The sequence below is a fragment of the Nocardioides jejuensis genome, from assembly GCF_004337475.1.
GTDB classification, from domain to species: Bacteria; Actinomycetota; Actinomycetes; order Propionibacteriales; family Nocardioidaceae; genus Nocardioides; species Nocardioides jejuensis.
Genome location: NZ_SJZJ01000034.1, coordinates 15,754 through 33,308, shown reverse-complemented (window position 1 = coordinate 33,308; position 17,555 = coordinate 15,754). Strand labels below are relative to the sequence as shown.

Here is a 17,555-nt window from a genome sequence, read left to right as displayed (position 1 = left end):
AGTCACGTGGTGACTGCAAACCCACCGCTTGTTCTGCGCTGAGGTGCCCGAGGCTCAGGTCTCACTGTCTGCGGCCCGGACGCCGGTGCGTCGGCGGTAGCTCGGGTCGATTCAGCGCCGGTGTGCGCTTCGCCGGTGGCTCTGCGGGCTTCGAAGGCGGTGGCGTGCTCCGTTCCGTGTCGCCGGCACGCGCCGCCACGAGCGCTCCGGCGATCGCCATGAGGGCAAACAGCGTGAGCGCGGCGCCGCCCCAGCGCGACCAACCGTCCCCGGTAGCGAGCAGGCGCGCGCCGAGACCGAGATGCGCGAGGGCGAACAGGAAGCCCAGGCCAGCTCCCCGTTCCGAACGTTGCGTGCTCACGGGACACGGTAACCCCGGGGGAGCGGTACGCCAGTTCGCTCCGTCACAGGCCGACCCGGTAGAGTTCTCCTTTGGTGGCTCGCGACATGAATTCCCTTGCACGCACGGCGTCAGAAGTTTTTTCTGGGCCGGTGCGCACGTGCATCGGATGCCGGGAGCGGGCTGCCCGCCACGAGCTCCTGCGGATCGTCGCAGGGGTCGATGAGGACGGTCGTCCGGCCGTCGTACCCGATCCCTCGAAGTCCGCGGCCGGTCGTGGGGCGCATCTGCACCCGACGATCGCGTGCTACGACCTTGCGGTCCGGCGGCGAGCCTTCGCCCGAGCCCTTCGGCTCGAGCAGGGGCTGGCTGCCGAGCCGGTGAAGTCCTGGCTTGAGGCACACACGTCATGACCGACTACAGGAACTGGAGCATCCGCTCATGAGCACTCGATGAGTACTTCGCGATGAGCATGCACACCCACTGACGGTTCGACCCCACAACGCATTCCGGGGCGGGCCGAGAAGGAGTAACACAACCCCGTGGCCAAGCCCCGCGTACACGAGATCGCCAAGGAATTCGGCGTCGAGAGCAAGTTCGTTCTCGAGAAGCTGAAGGAGATGGGCGAGTTCGTCAAGTCCGCATCCTCGACGGTGGAGCCCCCCGTCGCGATGCGATTCAAGAAGCAGTTCGGCGACGAGCTGCGCGCCGCTGGCGGTGCCGCCCCGGCGCCCGCCGCCGCTGCGCCGTCCGAGGCCCCCAAGGCCCCGGCGTTCAAGCCCGGCCCCAAGCCGGGCCCGAAGGCTGCCCCCGCCCCTGAGGCGCCGGCTGCCCCTGCCGCTCCGGCTGCTCCGGCCGCTGCCGCTCCGGCTGCGCCCGCCGCGCCGAAGCCGGCTCCTGCCGCGCCCGCCCCGAAGGCTCCGGCGCCTGCGCCGAAGCCCGCCGCTGCTGCTCCGGGCCCGCGCCCGGGTGGCGCTCGTCCGGGTGCGCCGCGTCCGGGCAACAACCCGTTCGCTTCGTCGCAGGGCATGGGCAAGCGCCCGGCCGAGCGTCCCGCTCCGGCTGACCGTGGTCCGTCGCAGACCGGTGGCGGCGACAACCGTCCGCCGCGTCCGCCGGCTGCCGCTGGTGGCGCCGCTCCGCGTCCGGGCATGCCCCGCCCGAACCCGGCGATGATGCCCAAGTCCCCGAACGCCTTCGGCGCCCGCCCCGGCGGTCCTGGTGGTCCCGGCGCCCGTGGTGGCGCTCCGGGCCGTCCCGGCCCCGGTGGTCGTCCCGGCGCTCCGGGTCGTCCCGGTCCCGGTGGTGCCGGTGCCGGTCGTCCCGGCGCTCCCGGTGGTGCCCCCGGTGGCGCTCCCGGCGGTTTCGCTGGTCGTCCCGGTGGCGGCGGTGGCCGTCCCGGTGGTCCCGGTGGTCGTGGTCAGACCCAGGGTGCGTTCGGTCGCGCCGGTGGCCCGTCGCGTCGTGGTCGCAAGTCGAAGCGCGCGAAGCGGCAGGAGTTCGACTCGATGCAGGCGCCCACCATTGGTGGTGTGCGCGTCCGCAAGGGCAACGGCGAGACCGTGCGTCTCGCTCGTGGCGCCAGCCTGACCGACTTCGCCGAGAAGATCGGCGTCGACGCCGCTGCGCTGGTGCAGATGCTGTTCTCGCTCGGCGAGATGGTCACCGCGACGCAGTCCGTCGGTGACGAGACCCTCGAGCTGATCGGCGAGGAGCTCAACTACGTCGTCGAGGTCGTCTCCCCGGAGGACGAGGACCGCGAGCTGCTCGAGACGTTCTCGCTCGAGTTCGGTGCCGACGAGGGCGACGAGGACGACCTGGTCGTCCGCCCGCCCGTCGTGACCGTCATGGGTCACGTCGACCACGGTAAGACCCGCCTTCTCGACGCGCTGCGCAACGCCAACGTCGTCGAGAAGGAGGCCGGTGGCATCACCCAGCACATCGGTGCCTACCAGGTCGCGACCGAGGTCGACGGCACCGAGCGTGTCATCACCCTCATCGACACCCCGGGTCACGAGGCGTTCACCGCCATGCGTGCCCGTGGTGCCCAGGCCACCGACATCGCGATCCTCGTGGTCGCGGCCGACGACGGCGTCATGCCGCAGACGGTCGAGGCGCTCAACCACGCCAAGGCCGCCGGCGTCCCGATCGTCGTGGCGGTCAACAAGGTCGACAAGCCCGAGGCCGACCCGGTCAAGGTCCGCGGTCAGCTCACCGAGTACGGCCTCGTGCCCGAGGAGTACGGCGGCGACGTCATGTTCGTCGACGTCTCGGCCAAGGCCGGTCTCAACCTCGACGGTCTGCTCGAGGCGGTCGTCCTCACGGCCGACGCGTCGCTCGATCTGCGTGCCAACCCGAACCAGGACGCGCAGGGCCTCGTGGTCGAGGCGCACCTCGACCGCGGTCGCGGTCCGGTCGCCACGATCCTCGTCCAGCGCGGCACCCTGCGCGTCGGCGACTCGATCGTCGCCGGTCCGGCCCACGGTCGTGTCCGCGCCATGCTCGACGAGCACGGCGAGCTGATCGAGGAGGCGACCCCGTCGCGTCCGGCGATGGTTCTCGGTCTGTCCGGCGTGCCGGGTGCGGGTCAGAACTTCCTCGTTGTCGAGGACGACCGCATGGCCCGCCAGATCGCGGAGAAGCGCGAGCACCGTGAGCGTGCGGCCATGCAGGCGCAGCGCCGCGTGCGTCGTACCCTCGAGGACTTCATGGCTTCCATGGAGAAGGGCGAGAGCCAGGAGCTCAACCTCATCCTCAAGGGCGATGTGTCCGGTTCTGTCGAGGCTCTCGAGGACGCCCTGTCGAAGATCGACGTCGGCGACGAGGTCTCGCTGCGGGTCATCGACCGCGGTGTCGGTGCCATCACCGAGACCAACGTCATGCTCGCTGCGGCCTCCGACGCGATCATCATCGGCTTCAACGTCCGCCCGCAGGGCAAGGCGACCGAGCTGGCCGACAAGGAAGGCGTGGAGATCCGCTACTACAGCGTCATCTACCAGGCCATCGAGGAGATCGAGGCGGCCCTCAAGGGCATGCTCAAGCCGATCTACGAAGAGGTCGTTCTCGGCCAGGCGCAGATCCGGGCGATCTTCAAGTCGTCCAAGATCGGCAACATCGCCGGTTGTATGGTCACCAGCGGCCTGCTGCGGCGTAACGCCAAGGTCCGTGTCATCCGCGATGGCAACGTCATCGCCGACAACCTGGACCTGGGTGGCCTCAAGCGCGAGAAGGACGACGCGTCCGAGGTCCGGGAAGGTTTCGAGTGCGGTCTGTCGCTCAGGAACTTCCAGGACATCAAGATCGACGACGTCATCGAGGCGTTCGAGCAGCGCGAGATCCCGCGCGGCTGATCGTCGTACGTCGGGAGCGGGGCCGGCCTTCGGGTCGGCCCCGCTTTCGTCCCCCTGCGAAACTGTCCATCTGACAGTTTCGCCGTCTGTGACACTTCGGAGGTGTCACAACAAACCAAACTGTCAGTCTGACAGTTTGGCGCTCGCAGTTTTCCCGTAGAAGGAGTTCGTGATGGCCAGCCCTCGCGTTCGCAAGGTCGCCGACCGGATCAAGGTCGTCGTCGCCGAGATGCTCGAGCGACGGATCAAGGACCCGCGCCTCGGCTTCGTCACCATCACGGACGTCCGCCTGACCGGAGACGGTCAGCAGGCGTCGATCTTCTACACCGTGCTGACGGGCGATCTTGCCGACACGCAGAAGGCGCTCGACTCTGCGAAGGGCCTGATCCGCAGCGAGGTCTCCAAGCAGCTCGGCACGCGCATCGTGCCGACCCTGACCTTCATCCCGGACGCGCTCCCCGAGACCGCGCGCGAGATCGAGGACGCCCTCGCCAAGGCGAAGGCTTCCGACGAGGAGCTCGCCGCGGCCCGTGCCGGTGCGCAGTATGCGTCCGACGAGGACCCGTACAAGAAGCCCCGTGAGGCCGACCTCGACGAGGACGACTGGGACGACGAGGAGTGACCTCTCCGGTCACCCCGGGTCTCGTCATCGTCGACAAGGCGGGCGGGATCACCTCCCACGGCGTGGTCGGCCGGGTCCGCCGCCTGGCCGGGACGCGCAAGGTCGGCCATGCCGGCACGCTCGACCCGATGGCCACCGGCGTCCTCGTGCTCGGCGTCGACCGGGCCACGCGCCTGCTCGGCCACCTCATGCTCACCGAGAAGGCGTACGACGCGACGATCCGCCTCGGCATCGCCACCACCACCGATGACGCCGAGGGTGAGGCCACCGCGCGCACGAGTGCCGGTCACCTCGACGAGGCGACGATCCGGACGGCGCTGGCCGAGTTCGTCGGCGACATCGAGCAGGTGCCGACGGCGGTCTCCGCGATCAAGGTCGACGGCAAGCGCGCCTACGCCCTGGTCCGTGCGGGGGAGGAGGTCGAGCTCAAGGCCCGGCCCGTCACCATCCACGAGCTCACGGTGCACAAGGTTGTGAGTCATGCGGCGGAGCAGGTCCCCGGGGATCCGGCTCACGACCTCGATGTGGTCGACGTCGACATCTCGGTGCGCTGCTCGAGCGGCACCTACATCCGTGCGATCGCCCGCGATCTCGGCACCGCGCTGGGCGTGGGCGGACACCTGACCGCGCTCCGACGGACCGCCGTCGGCCCCTACACGCTCGACCACGCGAAGACGCTCGAGCAGCTGGACGAAGGCTTCGCTGTCCTGCCGATCGCGGACGCTGCGCGCGCGGCGTTCCCGGCGTACGACCTGGATGCGGAGCAGGCGCAGGAGGTGCGCTACGGGCGCAAGCTGGCGCTCCCGCTGGAGACCCTGACCGCGGTCTTCGCGCCGGAGGGTGAGTTCCTGGCGCTCTACGAGCCGGCCGGCGAGATGGCACGTCCCGTGGCCGTCTTCACGGGCTGAACCGGGCCTGTGGGAAAGTAGCGCCGTGCGAGTGTGGCGTGACCTGAGCGATGTGCCGGCCGACCTGGGCCGCACCGTCGTGACCATCGGCAACTTCGACGGCGTCCACCTGGGGCACCAGCACGTCATCGCCCGCGCGGGCGAGGTCGCTGCGGCACAGGGCGTCGACCACATCGTGGCGGTCACGTTCGACCCCCACCCGATGGCGGTCCTGCGCCCGGAGCACGCGCCGATCATGCTGACGACGCTCGACGAGCGCCTCGAGCTGCTGGGTGCGGCGGGGGCCGACGACGTGCTGGTCCTGCCGTTCAGTCGGGAGATCGCTGCCTGGACCCCGGAGGAGTTCGTCGCGCGGGTGCTCGTCGACGGCCTCCACGCCAAGGGCGTCGTCGTCGGGGCGAACTTCCGCTACGGCAACCGTGCCGCGGGCGACGTGCACGCGCTCGCCGAGTCGGGGAAGCAGCACGACTTCGTCGTCGACGCGGTGGCGCTCGACGGCGGGCCGCAGGTCTGGTCCTCGACGTACGTCCGGTCCTGTCTTGCCGCCGGTGACGTCGCGGGCGCCGCGGAGGCGCTCGGCCGCCCGTTCACGGTGAGCGGCGTCGTGGTGAAGGGCGACCAGCGCGGGCGCGAGCTGGGCTTCCCGACGGCCAACGTCCCGACGCCGGTCGACGCGGCCGCGCCGTGCGACGGCGTCTATGCCGGCATCCTCACGCGCAACGACACGGGGGAGTCGTACCCCGCGGCGATCAGCGTCGGCACCAACCCGACGTTCGACGGTGTGGTGGGGCGTCGTGTCGAGTCCTACGTGATCGACCGCACCGACCTCGACCTGTACGGCGTCGACGTCACGGTGGCGTTCGTCGAGCACCTGCGGGGCATGGTCAAGTTCGAGGGCATCGAGAAGCTCGTCGAGACCATGCACGACGACGTGCGCCGCGCCCGGGTGATCCTCGGCTCCTGAGCCCAACGCGTTTGAGCCCTGCGCGTCTGAGTCCTACGCGTTTGAGCCTTGCGCGTCTGAGCCCTACGCGTCGAGGTCCTGCTCGACGAGCGCGGCGATGGCGGCGACGGCGGCAGCGTCCTCGCCGGACACCTCGACGGTGTCGCCCTTGGCTGCGCCGAGGGTCATGATCATGAGGGCGGAGTCGGCGTCCACGGGCTCGTCGCCCGGGATGGCCAGGAAGATCTCGACGCCGAGCTCCTCGGCCTTCTCCGCGATGACAGCGGCGGGACGGGCGTGGAGGCCTGCGGCGGAACCGACGATGGCGGACTGGACGGGCATGGGGTGCTCCTTCGGAGAGGTTCGTGGTGGTGGAACGGGCCGCCCGCCGATCTCGGGGACGGGCGGGCGACCCGGGTCGGTCAGGCCGCGACGGCGACCTGCTCCGCGGCCGTCTCTGCAGCCGGCCGGCGGAGCGACTTGAGGGTGATCACGCAGGCGGCAGCAGCAGCGACGCCAGCGGCGAGGGCGATGACGAACCCGAGGATCCCGTCGACGGCGAAGAGCACGAAGATGCCGCCGTGCGGTGCGCGCAGGCTGACGCCGAACGCCTCCGACAGGCCGCCGGTGACCGCGCTGCCGAGCATGACGGACGGGATCACGCGCAGCGGGTCGGCTGCCGCGAACGGGATCGCGCCTTCGGTGATGAACGAGGCGCCCATCAGCCAGGCCGCCTTGCCGTTCTCGCGCTCGGCGGTCGAGAAGAGCCGCGGTCGCACGACCGTGGCGAGGGCCAGCGCCAGCGGCGGCACCATGCCGGCGAGCATGACGGCAGCCATCACCTTCAGCTGCGGAGCGTCACTGGCGGTGGCCGCGACGCCGAGGCCTGCGGTCGCGAAGCTGTAGGCGACCTTGTTGAGCGGGCCGCCCATGTCGAACGCCATCATCAGGCCGAGGATCACGCCGAGCAGGATGGCGGAGCCGCCCGTCAGGGAGTTGAGGCCGTCGTTCAGCCCGTTGGTGAGGGAGCCGAGTGGCCCGGCGAGGACGACCAGCATCACGACGCCGGCTGCCAGGGTCGCTCCGAGCGGGATGACCAGGACGGGCATCAGGCCCCGGGCCCAGGCGGGCACCTTGCGACCGGCGATCCAGTGCGCAGCGAGACCGGCGAGCACGCCGCCCGCGATGCCACCGAGGAAGCCGGCACCGATGACGCCCGAGATCGCACCCATCACGAAGCCGGGCGCGATGCCGGGTCGGTCCGCGATGGCGAAGGCGATGTAGCCGGAGAGTGCCGGCACGAGGAACCCGAACGAGGCGCCGCCGAGCGTGAGCAGCACGGCGCCGAGGTAGCTCAGCAGGTCGCCGTGTGGCAGGTGGACCCCGCCCTTGAGCACGTACGACGACGCGTCCGGGAGGTTGACCAGGGAGAAGTGGGTGACGATGTCGTGGGCGACGCCGTCACCGGACCCGTCGGCGCCGATCGGCAGGCCGATCTGGTAGCCGCCGAGCAGGAAGCTCAGCGCGATCAGCAGGCCACCGGCGGCCACGAACGGGATCATGTACGAGACACCGGTCATCAGGATCCGGCGCGTGCGGGCGCCCCACGACTCACCGTCGATCTGCCCGTGCGTCGCGTCCGCGGTGCCGGCGACGCGCGGGGCGGCCGGGTCGTCGGCGTACCGCAGGGCCTCGGCGATCATCGCGTCCGCGTCGTCGACGGCGCGCTTGACGCCCGACGCGACGACCGGCAGGCCGGCGAACCGGCCCTTGTCGCGGACACCGACGTCGGCGGCGAGGATCACCGCGGCGGCGGCGGCGATGGTGGCGGCGGGCAGCGGCGTGCTGCCGGCCGAGCCCTGCGTCTCGACGTCGATGCGTACGCCGGCACGCTCGGCCGCAGCCTGCAGCGCCTCGGCGGCGAGGTAGGTGTGGGCGATGCCCGTCGGGCAGGCCGTGACGGCGACGAGCGAACGCTGCGGCGCGGCCGCCGCGGCTGCTGCGGTCGGCTCGGCCGGCTCGGCTGCCACTGCCGTCTCGGGAGCCGGCTCGAGGACGCTCTGGACGAGGTCCACGACCTCCGCGACCGAGGTCGCCGAGCGGAGCGCCGCGGAGAACTCCGCCTTCACGAGCGCCCGGGCCAGCTTGGTCAGGATCCGCAGGTGGTTGGCGTCGCCGCCCTCGGGCACCGCGATCAGGAACGCCAGGTCGGCCGGGGCGTCCTTGGCGCCGAAGTCGACGGCGGGGTTGAGCCGGGCGAACGCGAGCGTCGGCTCGGTCACCGCGACGGTGCGGCAGTGGGGAATGGCGATGCCGCCCTTGAGACCGGTCGGCGAGGTCGCCTCCCGCGCGAGCACATCGCGCTCGAGCTGGGCCTGGTCGGTGCTGCGTCCGGCGGCGGCCACCAGCTCGACGAGGGACCGGATCACGGCCTCCTTGTCCGAGCCAGGGGCCACGTCGAGCACGACGAGGTCGTGCGTGATGAGCTGGGTCATGAGGTGATGCCTCCTGCGATGTCGAGCTGCGTGACGGGCACGAGGGCCGGGTGCACCTGTGCGGGGGTGGGGATGGTCGTGCCGGGGAGCGCGGCCGCTGCGCTGCCGTAGGCCACGGCGAGTGCGAGTCGTTGGTCGGCGGGCAGCCCGCGCTGGTCGCCGAGGAGGTAGCCGAACAGGCTGCAGTCACCGGCGCCGACGGTGCTGACGACGGTGGTCGGCGGGGGAGAGGCGTGCCAGGCGCCATCGCGGGTGACCAGGACGGCGCCGGCGCCGCCGAGGGTGGCCAGCACGGCGTCCAAGCCGCGGTCGACGAGGACCTGGGCTGCGTGAGCCGCAGCGACGGGGTCGGACTCGAGGACGGCAGGATCCGCGCCAGTGACCGAGGCGAGCTCCTCGGTGTTCGGCTTGATCAGGTGCGGCGCGCCGGACTCGAGAGCGTCGACAAGCGCGCGGAGCGGTGCGTCGCTCGTGTCCACGGCCACCCGCGCCGGCGTACGACGGAGGGCGGCCGCCAGGTCGGCGTACCAGCGGTCGGGGGTGCCCGGAGGGAGGGAGCCGGCGAGGACGACCCATCCGCCGTCGGCCTGGTCGAGGACTGCCTTCGCCAGGCCGGTGAGCAGGTCGGGGGTCGCGGGCTCGGCCGATGCGTTGAGCTTGGTGGTGGTGCCGTCAGGCTCGGTCAGGGTCAGGTTGACGCGGATCGGGCCACCGCCAGCGACCGGGACGCAGTCGACGCCCGCTGCGACGAGCTCGCGGACGAAGGCGTCATCCGGCTCGGCGGGGAGCACGGCGACGGTCGCGAGTCCGGCGGAGACGGCAGCACGGGAGATGTTGACCCCCTTGCCCGCAGCCTGAACGCCGGACGACGCGACCCGCAGCACGGCACCGCGCTCGAGCGGGCCGGTCAGGACCACGGTCCGGTCGAGGCTGGGGTGAGCGGTGAGGGTGGTGATCATGCGATGACGACCTCGGGGCCGGCGGCAGCGATCCCGACCTGGTCGCGCGGGTCGATCGCCGAGTCGGTGATCACGACGTCGACCTCGGCGAGGTCGGCGAAGCTCTGTGCGGTCTCCTGGCCGATCTTGCTGGAGTCGGCGAGCACGACGACCTTGCGGCCGGCGCGGATCAGGGCGCGCTTGGCGGCTGCCTCCTCGAGGTCCGGGGTGGAGAGGCCGTGGTCGAGGGTGAGCCCGTTGGTGCCCACGAAGACGACGTCGGCGCGGATCCGGCCGAGCGCCGCGACGGTGTCGGCTCCGACCGCGGCCTGGGTGGACGGACGGACCCGTCCGGGCAGCAGGTGGAGCTCGATGTTGCCGAGGCCGGCGAGGCGGGCCGCGACCGGTACTGCGTGCGTGACCACGACCAGGCGGCGGTCGGTCGGGAGCATGGACGCGAGCCGCGCGGTGGTGGATCCGGCGTCGAGCACGATGGTGGCCTCGCCGCGGGGGAGCTGGGCGAGGGCGGCGCGGGCGATCTGCTCCTTCGCGCGCTGGTTGACCGTGTCGCGCTCGCTGAGGGCCGACTCGATTCCCGCGAGGGAGCCGGCCGGAACGGCGCCACCGTGGACGCGGTGCACCAGCCCGGCGCGCTCGAGGAGGGAGAGGTCGCGGCGCACGGTCTCGGTGGTGACGTCGAACTCGACGGCGAGGTCCGCGACGGCGACCCGGCCCCGCTCTCCGACGAGGCGGGTGATCGCCTGCTGGCGCTCTTCTGCGTACACGGCAACTCCTCCGGTGAATCTGTGTTTATGTTGTTTTACTCCCGAACCTGTTGACTGTCTAGGGGGTCTCGGGGTTAATTTGTGACCGTGGTCACCGAAACAGCGCAGCAGACGACGATGAAGATCCAGGGCACCCCGGTCGTGCCCGGAGTCGCGTACGGCCCCGCCGTCCTGGCCCGCGAGGAGGTGCCGGCGGCGGCCATCGAGGCCTTCGCGTCCGTGACGTTCCCTGACGCGGCGGCAGCCCTCTCGGCGTACGACGACGCGGCCGCCGCGGTCGCTGATGGCTTCGCGGCCAAGGCGATGTCCGTCTCCGGTGCTGCCGCCGAGGTGCTTGCCGCGAGTGCCGGCCTGGCGCGTGACAAGGGGATGCGGTCCCTCGTCCGCAAGCAGCTGAATGCCGGCGAGCAGCTGCTGCCGTCGCTGCAGATCGCTGTCGAGCACTTCGCCGGCATGTTCACCCAGATGGGCGGCCTCATGGCGGAGCGGGTCACCGACCTGCGTGACATCGAACGCCGGATCACCGCGCGCCTCGTCGGGGTGGCCGAGCCTGGCGTGCCGGTGCCGGTGGATCCGTCCGTGCTCCTCGCCAAGGATCTCGCCCCGTCGGACACGGCCCTGCTCGACCCGTCGCTGGTGCTGGCACTGGTCACGGGCTTGGGCGGCCCCACCAGTCACACCGCGATCATCGCCCGTCAGCTCGGCATCCCGTGCGTGGTGGGTGCGACCGGCGCCGGCCGGATCGCCGACGGCACGTGGGTGCTCGTCGACGGCACCACCGGACTGGTCGTCACGGGCGCCGACCCCGAAGAGTCGCGGACCCTCGCCGCGGACGACGCCGTCCGTCGTGACGCGATCGCCGGGTGGTCCGGCCCGGCCGCGACCGCCGACGGCGTCCACGTGAAGCTGCTCGCCAACGTCGCCGACGTACCCACCGCGCAGACGGCCGCCCACGCGCCGGTAGAGGGAGTGGGCCTGTTCCGGACCGAGCTGTCGTTCCTCAACCGGGCCGACGAGCCGTCGGTCGAGGAGCAGGCCGCGATCTATGCGGACGTGCTCGCGGCGTTCGGGCAGGGGCGCCACGTCGTCGCGCGCACGCTCGATGCGGGCTCGGACAAGCCGATCGGGTTCGCGACGCACAAGGGGGAGGAGAACCCTGCGCTCGGAGTGCGCGGGCTGCGGCTCTCCTTCGACAACCCGGATCTGCTCGACCGGCAGCTCGACGCGATCGCCTCCGCCAGCGCATCGTCCGGCGTCGAGACCTGGGTGATGGCTCCGATGGTCGCCACGGTCGCCGAGGCCGGGGAGTTCGCCGCCAAGGTGCGCGAGCGCGGGCTGAAGCCGGGCGTGATGATCGAGGTGCCGAGCGCCGCACTGCAGGCCGCCCGCATGCTCGAGGTCGTCGACTTCCTGTCGATCGGCACCAACGACCTGACCCAGTACACGATGGCGGCAGACCGCATGGCCACCGACCTCGCGCACCTGACCGACGCCTGGCAGCCGGCCGTCCTGCAGCTGATCGCGATGACCGCAGCGGCTGGTGTGACCGCACGCAAGCCGGTCGGCGTCTGCGGCGAGGCCGCTGCCGATCCCTTGCTCGCCTGCGTGCTCGTCGGGCTGGGGATCACCTCGCTGTCGATGGCTCCTGCGGCGGTGCGCCCCGTGGGTGCGCAGCTGGGCCGGGTCACGATGGCCGACTGCCGGCGCGCTGCCGAGGCCGCGCTGGCCGCGCTCGATCCCGAAGCCGCGCGGATCGCCGTGCGCGACGCCCTGGCCTGAGGGGTCGCGGGCGGGGGGAGGAGTGACCCTGACTTCTCCGTTCCTGACGGATCGGCGATCTCAGGGGAATTCCTGATGCGGTTGTCAGTGGGAGGCGGCAGTGTTTGCCTCATGCATCGACACGTAGCGGGCGCCCTGACCGGGCGCGTAACGAAGTGGCTCATGGTGGTTGTCGTCATCCTCATGACGGCTGGCTTCGGTTCCCTCGGCGCCAAGCTGGCCGACGTCAAGAACAATGAGGCGTCGTCATGGCTCCCAGGGTCCGCGGAGGCGACCAAGGTGTCCGAGGCGCTGGCCAAGGATGTTGATCCCAACGACATCCCGACATTGGTGGTCTATCACCGCGCAAGCGGACTCACGCCTGCCGACTTCGCTGAGATGGACCGTCAGGCAAGCAAGATCGTGAAGATCAAGGGGGTGACAGACAGCGGGGTGCTCACGCCCGACGCTGCGCGCATGCTCGCGTCGCAGGGAAAGAACGTTCCGTCCCTGGTCTCGCCCGACGGCGAGGCCGCCTACCTCTTCTTCACCTTCAATCTCGGCAAGGATGGGTGGAACAAGATCGTCGACCCGGTCTCGGAGGTCAAGAAGATCACCGCGATCGACGGAGTCGATGTCTACGTCGGCGGTGCCGGAGGTCAGGCCGCGGACTTCATCGACTCCTTCCAAGGGTCCAATCACATGCTGATGATCTACACGTTCGTCGCTGTGATCCTGATTCTTCTCGTGGCGTATCGCAGTGCATTCCTTGTTCTTGTCGTCATTGCCTGCGCCGGTGTCGCGAACGTGATGGCTGGCGGCGTCGTCTACCTACTGGCCAAGGACGCGGGGCTTACGGTCAACGACCAGAGCCAGTACATCCTCGGCATCCTCACCATCGGAGCAGGCACCGACTACGCCTTGCTGCTCGTGGCGCGGTACCGCGAGGAGTTGCGCAACTTCGAGGATCGTCACGAGGCCATGGCCCATGCCCTCCATCGAGCAGGCCCTGCCGTCATCGCGAGCGCTGCCACTGTTGCCGTGGGTCTGATGTGCCTTGCGGTGGCAGAGCTGAATTCGACCGCCAGTCTCGGCCCTGTGCTCGCGGTCGGAGTTCTCGTCACGCTCTTCGTGATGATGGTGCTGCTGCCTGCCCTGCTGGTCGTGACGGGTCGCTGGATCTTTGGTCCGGCACGCACGGGTCACCGCCGTTGGGCGGTTGGCGCGGGCTCCGGCCTGGCCGTTGGTGCAGGCTTGGGAATTGTCGGCCAAGTTGGATCCGTGCTTCCGCTGGTGATCGTCGGACTGCTGGTCTTCGCGGTCAGCCTGATCACTCTGTTGCAGGTCGGGATCGAACACTGGACCCGACTCCACGGGCGTCCCGAGTTTGGTTCGGCCGAACCGACCCAAGGCGGCCTTTGGGCGCGGGTTGGCTCCTTCATCGCGCCGCGGCCGCGAAGGGTGTGGGTGGTGACTGCCGCCGTGCTTGCGATCGGCGCACTCGGCCTTATGAAGCTGGATGCGAATGGGCTGACGACCGAGGATTCCTTCACCACGGAGTTGAAGTCGGTCACCGCGATGAACCTGTTGGCTGATCACAAGCTGACAAACCAGACGAACACAGTGCAGGTCGTCGGCGACGCGGGTCGCATCGACCAGCTGCGAACTGCCGTTGGGGATGTGCAGGGCATCGGCACGCTGACAGATACCCGGCCGCTGGCCGACGGTCGCGCCTGGTTTGAGGGGCCGATTGCCCCGGATGTGGCGTCTCAGGACGCGTGGGACATCGTGCTGGACGCACGTGCCGCGGCGCACAAGTCGGATTCGTCATCGCTCGTGGGTGGCCAGGCTGCCTTTTACCTCGATACGAAGATCGCGTCGCAACACGACCGCAAGATCATCATTCCGTTGGTGCTCGCCGTAGTGCTGCTCATCCTGATGATGCTCCTGCGCGCGCTGGCTGCACCCCTTCTCTTGCTGGGCACCGTCATTCTGTCCTTCGCCTCCGCGCTGGGCATCTCGACGCTGATCTTCGATTACGTGCTGGGGTTTCATGGTGCAGATTCAGGATTCCCGCTGTTCGCGTTCGTCTTCCTGGTCGCACTGGGTATCGACTACAACATCTTCCTGATGACCCGGGTCCGCGAGGAGTCCCTCCAGCACGGCACCCGAAAGGGCTCGTTGGTTGCCCTTGCCTCAACAGGCGGCGTGATCACGTCGGCGGGGATGGTGCTAGCGGCGACGTTCCTGGTCCTCGGCACTTTGCCGATGGTTTTCTTGGCAGAACTCGGTCTCGCGGTGGCACTCGGCGTATTGCTGGACACGATGATCGTCCGCTCGGTTCTGGTGACCGCGATCAACATCGACCTCGGCGACAAGATCTGGTGGCCGAGCAAGCTCGGCCAGGACAAGGTCGACCCCGAGGAGACCGCGGAGCTGGTCAACGCCTGACCACCTCCACCGAATTGGGCACCGGGCGGGGCTGCGATAGCCTTGCCCGGTTGCCCATTTCGGGCAGCACTGCCGTAAGAACGGCCGCGGACACAGAGTGCCCCGGTGAACAGGCCCGGGCGCGCCGCGCAACGAGACGAAGGAGGACCGCGATATGTCGATCGGTACCGACGCGGAGACCAAGAAGAAGATCATCGCCGAGTACGGCAAGTCCGAGGGTGACACCGGTTCTCCGGAGGTCCAGATCGCGCTGCTCTCGCACCGCATCTCGCACCTCACCGAGCACCTCAAGCAGCACAAGCACGACCACCACTCGCGTCGTGGCCTGCTGCTCCTCGTCGGCCAGCGCCGTCGTCTGCTGAACTACCTGCAGAAGACCGAGATCGAGCGCTACCGCTCGATCATCGAGCGCCTCGGCCTCCGCCGCTGATACGGGACCGCCCATCCGCCACACGCGGGTGGGCGGTCTTGCTTCACGGGGGTCTGCCCTGCTGGGTAGGCTCGGCTCCGACAACTCCATACAAACCACACACAGGAGCGTCCCGCGCAGACGTCGGCCCGGTCCTCGGTAGTGGCTTTCAGATCTCGACAGGCTTGATCAACGCCTGGATCTGCGGGCCTCGATCGAAGATCGGCCCCCTCACATGAGGGTGCGGCGGGTTCTTCAACCAGACCTGCCTGAGGCGGTCGTGCGGTTCGCTCCGCAAACAGAAAGGGTCTGCCTTGACTGAGGCAACCATCTCTGCCGTCGAGACCGTTCTCGACAACGGCAAGTTCGGCACCCGCACGATCAAGTTCGAGTCGGGTCTCCTTGCTCGTCAGGCCGCCGGTGCTGTCACCGCGTACCTCGACGACGACACCATGCTTCTCTCGGCGACGACCGCCGGCAAGACGCCGAAGGACCACTTCGACTTCTTCCCGCTGACGATCGACGTCGAGGAGCGCATGTACGCCGCGGGCAAGATCCCCGGCTCCTTCTTCCGCTCCGAGGGTCGCCCGGGCGAGGACGCGATCCTCGCGTGCCGCCTGATCGACCGCCCGCTGCGCCCGACCTTCAAGAAGGGTCTGCGCAACGAGGTCCAGGTCGTCATCACCGTCATGGCGCTCAACCCGGACACGCCGTACGACGTGCTCGCGATCAACGCCGCGTCGGCGTCCACGCAGATCTCCGGCCTGCCGTTCTCCGGCCCGGTCGGTGGCGTCCGCGTCGCCCTCATCGACGGCCAGTGGGTCGCCTTCCCGCGTCACTCCGAGCTCGAGCGCGCGGTCTTCGACATGGTCGTTGCCGGCCGTGTCACCGAGACCGGCGACGTCGCGATCATGATGGTCGAGGCCGAGGCCACGGAGCAGACCTGGGACCTCGTCCAGTCGGGCGTCCAGGCTCCCTCCGAGGAGATCGTCGCGACCGGCCTCGAGGCCGCCAAGCCGTTCATCAAGCAGCTCTGCGAGGCGCAGGCCGAGCTGGCGAAGGTCGCCGCGAAGCCCGTCCAGGAGTTCCCGATCTTCCTCGACTACGAGGACGACGTCTTCGCTGCCGTCGAGGCTGCCGTCAAGGCGGACGTCTCCGCTGCGATGACCATCGCCGACAAGCAGGACCGCGAGGAGAAGCTCGACGAGCTGAAGGCCGCGCTCCTGGACCAGATCGGCGCGCAGTTCGAGGGTCGCGAGAAGGAGATCGGCGCGGCGTTCCGCTCCGTCTCCAAGCAGTGCGTGCGCGAGCGCGTCCTGCGCGACAAGGTCCGCATCGACGGCCGTGGCCTCGCCGACATCCGCGCCCTGAGCGCCGAGGTCGAGGTCATCCCGCGCGTGCACGGTTCGGCCCTCTTCGAGCGTGGCGAGACCCAGATCCTGGGCGTCACGACCCTCGACATGCTGAAGCTCGAGCAGCAGCTCGACACGCTGTCGCCGGAGAAGCACCGCCGCTACATGCACAAGTACATCTTCCCGCCGTTCTCCACCGGTGAGACGGGCCGCGTCGGTTCGCCGAAGCGTCGCGAGGTCGGTCACGGTGCGCTCGCGCGCCGCGCCCTCCTCCCGGTCCTGCCGACCCGCGAGGAGTTCCCCTACGCGATCCGTCAGCTGTCCGAGGCCATGGGCTCCAACGGCTCCACCTCGATGGGTTCGGTCTGCGCCTCGACGCTGTCGCTCCTTCAGGCCGGCGTTCCGCTCCGTGCCTCGGTCGCCGGCATCGCGATGGGTCTCATCTCCGACACCATCGACGGCAAGACCGAGTACGTCGCGCTCACCGACATCCTCGGTGCCGAGGACGCGTTCGGCGACATGGACTTCAAGGTCGCCGGTACCCGCGACTTCGTCACGGCCCTCCAGCTCGACACGAAGCTCGACGGCATCCCGGCCGAGGTCCTCGCTGCGGCGCTGACCCAGGCCCGCGACGCCCGCCACACGATCCTCGACGTCATGGCCGAGGCCATCGACGAGCCCGAGGAGATGTCGGTCCACGCGCCGCGCATCATCACCGTGAAGGTCCCCGTCGACAAGATCGGTGAGGTCATCGGCCCGAAGGGCAAGATGATCAACCAGATCCAGGACGACACCGGCGCTTCGATCTCCATCGAGGACGACGGCACCGTCTACATCGGCGCGACCAACGGCGAGGCTGCCGAGGCTGCCCGATCGGCGATCAACGCGATCGCCAACCCGACCATGCCGGAGGTTGGCGAGCGCTACCTCGGCACGGTCGTGAAGACGACGAACTTCGGCGCCTTCGTGTCCCTGCTCCCCGGCAAGGACGGCCTGCTCCACATCACGAAGCTTCGTGCCCTCAACGACGGCAAGCGCGTCGAGTCGGTCGAGGACGTCGTGGCCGTGGGCCAGAAGATCCAGGTCCAGATCGCCGAGATCGACGACCGCGGCAAGCTCTCGCTCGTCCCGTTCATCGAGGGTGAGGGTGACGCGGCCGAGGCCGACGCCGCCGAGGCTCCGGAGTCGGACGCCTGAGCGTGAT

General features: G+C 69.7%; 14 protein-coding genes. 9 read left to right on the top strand and 5 right to left on the bottom strand.

The genetic code is table 11. From position 1 onward, the window contains the following. Nucleotides 1-61 precede the first annotated feature (61 nt). Nucleotides 62-361: a hypothetical protein gene (locus EPD65_RS15115; RefSeq protein ID WP_131585599.1), complete on the bottom strand. Its 300-nt coding sequence runs from the start codon at nt 359-361 to the stop codon at nt 62-64. Between the two features lie 131 nt (nt 362-492). Between EPD65_RS15115 and EPD65_RS15110 the strand changes: the two genes are divergently transcribed. The 5 genes from EPD65_RS15110 to EPD65_RS15090 all read left to right on the top strand — a co-directional run bounded on the left by EPD65_RS15110 (nt 493) and on the right by EPD65_RS15090 (nt 6,184). Continuing rightward, nucleotides 493-753, top strand: coding sequence for a YlxR family protein (locus tag EPD65_RS15110; RefSeq protein ID WP_243640621.1), 261 nt, complete (start codon nt 493-495; stop codon nt 751-753). Nucleotides 754-882: 129 nt separating this feature from the next. Then, on the top strand, nt 883-3,690 hold the full coding sequence (gene infB, locus EPD65_RS15105; protein WP_131585595.1) for a translation initiation factor IF-2: 2,808 nt from the start codon (nt 883-885) through the stop codon (nt 3,688-3,690). 172 nt (nt 3,691-3,862) lie between these two features. Continuing rightward, entirely contained in the window at nt 3,863-4,312 is a 450-nt protein-coding gene (gene rbfA, locus EPD65_RS15100) for a 30S ribosome-binding factor RbfA (protein ID WP_131585593.1), read from the top strand. After that, nucleotides 4,309-5,220, top strand: a complete 912-nt coding sequence (gene truB, locus EPD65_RS15095) for a tRNA pseudouridine(55) synthase TruB (RefSeq protein WP_131585592.1) — start codon at nt 4,309-4,311, stop codon at nt 5,218-5,220. The genes rbfA and truB overlap by 4 nt, the downstream gene beginning before the upstream one ends. Nucleotides 5,221-5,245: 25 nt before the next feature. After that, the gene (locus EPD65_RS15090; RefSeq protein ID WP_131585590.1) at nt 5,246-6,184 is read left to right on the top strand and encodes a bifunctional riboflavin kinase/FAD synthetase; all 939 of its coding nucleotides are present in this window, start codon (nt 5,246-5,248) and stop codon (nt 6,182-6,184) included. A gap of 63 nt (nt 6,185-6,247) precedes the next feature. On the opposite strand, the gene EPD65_RS15085 is transcribed toward EPD65_RS15090, so the two are convergent. From EPD65_RS15085 to EPD65_RS15070, 4 genes are all read right to left on the bottom strand, one after another. After that, nucleotides 6,248-6,505 (bottom strand): HPr family phosphocarrier protein, encoded by a 258-nt coding sequence (locus tag EPD65_RS15085; RefSeq protein ID WP_131585588.1) that lies wholly within the window; start codon nt 6,503-6,505, stop codon nt 6,248-6,250. Between the two features lie 80 nt (nt 6,506-6,585). After that, nucleotides 6,586-8,658 (bottom strand): PTS fructose transporter subunit IIABC, encoded by a 2,073-nt coding sequence (locus EPD65_RS15080; RefSeq protein WP_131585586.1) that lies wholly within the window; start codon nt 8,656-8,658, stop codon nt 6,586-6,588. Next, nucleotides 8,655-9,617 (bottom strand): 1-phosphofructokinase family hexose kinase, encoded by a 963-nt coding sequence (locus EPD65_RS15075; RefSeq protein WP_131585584.1) that lies wholly within the window; start codon nt 9,615-9,617, stop codon nt 8,655-8,657. Before EPD65_RS15075 ends, EPD65_RS15080 begins: the two co-directional genes overlap by 4 nt. Next, nucleotides 9,614-10,381, bottom strand: coding sequence for a DeoR/GlpR family DNA-binding transcription regulator (locus EPD65_RS15070; protein ID WP_131585582.1), 768 nt, complete (start codon nt 10,379-10,381; stop codon nt 9,614-9,616). The genes EPD65_RS15075 and EPD65_RS15070 overlap by 4 nt, the downstream gene beginning before the upstream one ends. Before the next feature lie 87 nt (nt 10,382-10,468). On the opposite strand from EPD65_RS15070, the gene ptsP reads away from it, so the two are divergent. The 4 genes from ptsP to EPD65_RS15050 all read left to right on the top strand — a co-directional run bounded on the left by ptsP (nt 10,469) and on the right by EPD65_RS15050 (nt 17,548). After that, complete coding sequence (ptsP, locus tag EPD65_RS15065) at nt 10,469-12,160, top strand: phosphoenolpyruvate--protein phosphotransferase (protein WP_243640620.1); 1,692 nt, start codon at nt 10,469-10,471, stop codon at nt 12,158-12,160. A gap of 162 nt (nt 12,161-12,322) precedes the next feature. Then, nucleotides 12,323-14,590 carry an MMPL family transporter gene (locus EPD65_RS16610; RefSeq protein ID WP_243640619.1) on the top strand — a complete coding sequence of 756 codons (2,268 nt, stop codon included), beginning with the start codon at nt 12,323-12,325 and terminating at the stop codon, nt 14,588-14,590. 154 nt (nt 14,591-14,744) lie between these two features. Next, on the top strand, nt 14,745-15,020 hold the full coding sequence (gene rpsO, locus EPD65_RS15055) for a 30S ribosomal protein S15 (protein ID WP_107700106.1): 276 nt from the start codon (nt 14,745-14,747) through the stop codon (nt 15,018-15,020). A gap of 293 nt (nt 15,021-15,313) precedes the next feature. Beyond that, nucleotides 15,314-17,548 (top strand): polyribonucleotide nucleotidyltransferase, encoded by a 2,235-nt coding sequence (locus EPD65_RS15050; protein ID WP_131585580.1) that lies wholly within the window; start codon nt 15,314-15,316, stop codon nt 17,546-17,548. The last annotated feature ends 7 nt before the right edge of the window (nt 17,549-17,555 follow it).

Coding starts and splice junctions, on each gene's coding strand:
- rbfA (WP_131585593.1), top strand. CDS start 3,863: ATGGCCAGCCCTCGCGTTCGCAAGGTCGCCGACCGGATCAAGGTCGTC.
- EPD65_RS15085 (WP_131585588.1), bottom strand. CDS start 6,505: ATGCCCGTCCAGTCCGCCATCGTCGGTTCCGCCGCAGGCCTCCACGCC.
- EPD65_RS15080 (WP_131585586.1), bottom strand. CDS start 8,658: ATGACCCAGCTCATCACGCACGACCTCGTCGTGCTCGACGTGGCCCCT.
- EPD65_RS15075 (WP_131585584.1), bottom strand. CDS start 9,617: ATGATCACCACCCTCACCGCTCACCCCAGCCTCGACCGGACCGTGGTC.
- EPD65_RS16610 (WP_243640619.1), top strand. CDS start 12,323: ATGGTGGTTGTCGTCATCCTCATGACGGCTGGCTTCGGTTCCCTCGGC.
- rpsO (WP_107700106.1), top strand. CDS start 14,745: ATGTCGATCGGTACCGACGCGGAGACCAAGAAGAAGATCATCGCCGAG.